Here is a 2,291-nt window from a genome sequence, read left to right as displayed (position 1 = left end):
TCGCAAGAGAGTAAATTAGGGAAAGCCGGATGCTGGGAAACTTGCTTGTCCGGTTTGGACGGGGGCTGATTGTCAATAAAACAGCAAAGATAAATCGCTGCACAAAACGCAATTAATCTATCCGTATCTTAAAATGTTAAATTATTATCAAAAAGGTTTGTTAACTATTAATTTAAATATTCCGGGGATTATTAAACTTAAACCTTTATATTTCGAATTTTTTAATTTATTGATGAAAAATATTATAATACCGTATTTACAAACAAAACAAATATGTTTAGGTTGTAATGATTTTAGAATATTATTTGATAAAGCTGGTTTTTATGTTAATATAATTTTGATTACTGCAGAAATAACTAAATTAATAGAAATTAAAAAAAATTTTTTAATTTTAGAAAAAACTCATATTTGTTTTCGTTTAGTTGATTTAGATATTATTAATTTAAAACATGAAAATATTTCCCGAAATTTGTTTTATCCGTCAAATTCTCGATTATGTTTTATATGTTCGAAAGAAGCGAAAGTATGTGCTTTGAATAAAGCACATAACTTAAGAGAATTATTAACATTTATTGATGATATTATGATAAATTTTATTTATTCAAATAAAAAAATCTAATTTAATAAATTAAAAATAATTTGGATTTTTAGATGGATATATTATTTATTTATTAATCTGATTATTTTTTATTATAAATAGTTTTTTTATTTTTTGTTTATTTATATTATTAATTACAATAAAAAAAGAGTTTTAGGAGTTTTTTTATGAAAATTATGTCTGTTAATTCTGGTAGTTCATCTTTGAAGTTTCAATTAATTGATATGACTACAGAAAAAATGTTATGTAGTGGTTTATGTGAGCGAATCGGTAATGTTAATTCTATATTTACTATTAAAACTTCAGATCGAATTTATAAACAAAATATAGTTATTGCTGATCATCGATTAGCCATCGAATTATCATTAAAAAAATTAATTGAATTATCCATCATTCAAGAAATTACTGAAATTAAGGGAATTGGTTATCGTATTGTTCAAGGTGGCGAATTATTTCCGAATTCTATTATTTTAACAGATGAAAATCTTGATAAATTGGAAAGTTTAAATAATTTAGCTCCTTTACATAATCCGGTTAATATTTTGGGTGCTCGTTTGTTTAAACAAATTTTACCTAAAGCTCTTCATGTAGGCGTTTTTGATACTAGTTTTCATCAAACCATTAAAGCTTCTAATTTTTTATATGCAGTACCTTACGAATGGTATAAAAAATATCAAATTCGTAAATATGGTGCCCATGGGACTTCTTGTCGTTTTATTGTTCAAGAAGCACAACGTTTTTTAGAAAAATCTAATTTAAAATTAATTATCTGCCACGCTGGAAATGGAGTTTCTATTACTGCTGTTAATAGTAAAGGAGAATCAGTAGATACTTCTATGGGGGTTACACCATTAGCTGGTGTTCCAATGGGTACGCGTAGCGGAGACATAGATCCTGCTATTGTTGCTTTAATTTCTAGTTATGAAAATAAAACATCTCAAGAAGTGATTAATGATTTAAATAATAAATCTGGCTTATTAGGTATCTCAGGAATTTCTAACGATTGCAGAGATTTAGAAAAAGCGATGTTAGAAGGTAATGTTCAGGCTAAATTAGCTTTAGAGATTCAAATTAAGAAAATTGTTGATTATATTGCCAGTTATTATGTAGCATTAGAAGGCATTGATGCTCTGGTATTTACAGCAGGTGTTGGCGAAAATTCCATTTTTTTTAGATCAGAAATTATTTCAAAATTAGCAGTTTTAAATATTTTTTTAGAACCAAAATTAAACGAAAATGGTCCTAAATTGAGAAATATTGCTAGCAAAAATTCTATCATTCCTATTTTAATTATTCCTACTAATGAAGAATTAACTATTGCTCGAGATGTTATATCTTTTATTTCGAATAAAAATAATGAAGCTAATATAGAGTAAATAAATAATTTTAATTCTTTTATGAGCATTCAAAGAACTTAAATATTGTGTTATCTCATCAATAACTAGTGCTAATAAAGCAAGAACATTACCTCCTCTTTTTATCAAATATTTCCTTATTTTCTGAATCTAAATTTTAACCTTTGAGTAGAATAAGTTCAACCCATAATAATGACTTTATCGTCGGCGTCAAAGAAACATTAGGTGCAACACTAAGAAGATAAAAAAGTTATTATCTTACATGGCTAAAATAAATTCTGCCAAAAGTATTTAACCGTAAAAACTCTACTTAAAGGAAAAGTCTAAATCTAAATGTC

General features: G+C 26.1%; 2 protein-coding genes. Both read left to right on the top strand.

Annotation, left to right across the window (positions count from 1 at the left end; all coding sequences use genetic code 11):
• The first annotated feature begins 133 nt into the window (after positions 1–133).
• Complete coding sequence (locus tag OC683_RS02325; RefSeq protein ID WP_304514930.1) at positions 134–619, top strand: citrate lyase holo-[acyl-carrier protein] synthase; 486 nt, start codon at positions 134–136, stop codon at positions 617–619.
• 146 nt (positions 620–765) lie between these two features.
• Entirely contained in the window at positions 766–1,974 is a 1,209-nt protein-coding gene (locus OC683_RS02320) for an acetate kinase (protein ID WP_304514929.1), read from the top strand.
• Positions 1,975–2,291 lie beyond the last annotated feature (317 nt).

The organism is Candidatus Phytoplasma crotalariae (genome assembly GCF_030586865.1).
Classification (GTDB): Bacteria; Bacillota_I; Bacilli_A; order Acholeplasmatales; family Acholeplasmataceae; genus Phytoplasma; species Phytoplasma citri.
Note: the sequence above shows the minus strand (reverse complement) of the source record. Positions and strands in the feature narration are given on the sequence as shown.

What these genes read in the sequence shown, in the direction of transcription:
- OC683_RS02325 (WP_304514930.1), top strand. Translation starts at nt 134, where the DNA reads ATGTTAAATTATTATCAAAAAGGTTTGTTAACTATTAATTTAAATATT.
- OC683_RS02320 (WP_304514929.1), top strand. Translation starts at nt 766, where the DNA reads ATGAAAATTATGTCTGTTAATTCTGGTAGTTCATCTTTGAAGTTTCAA.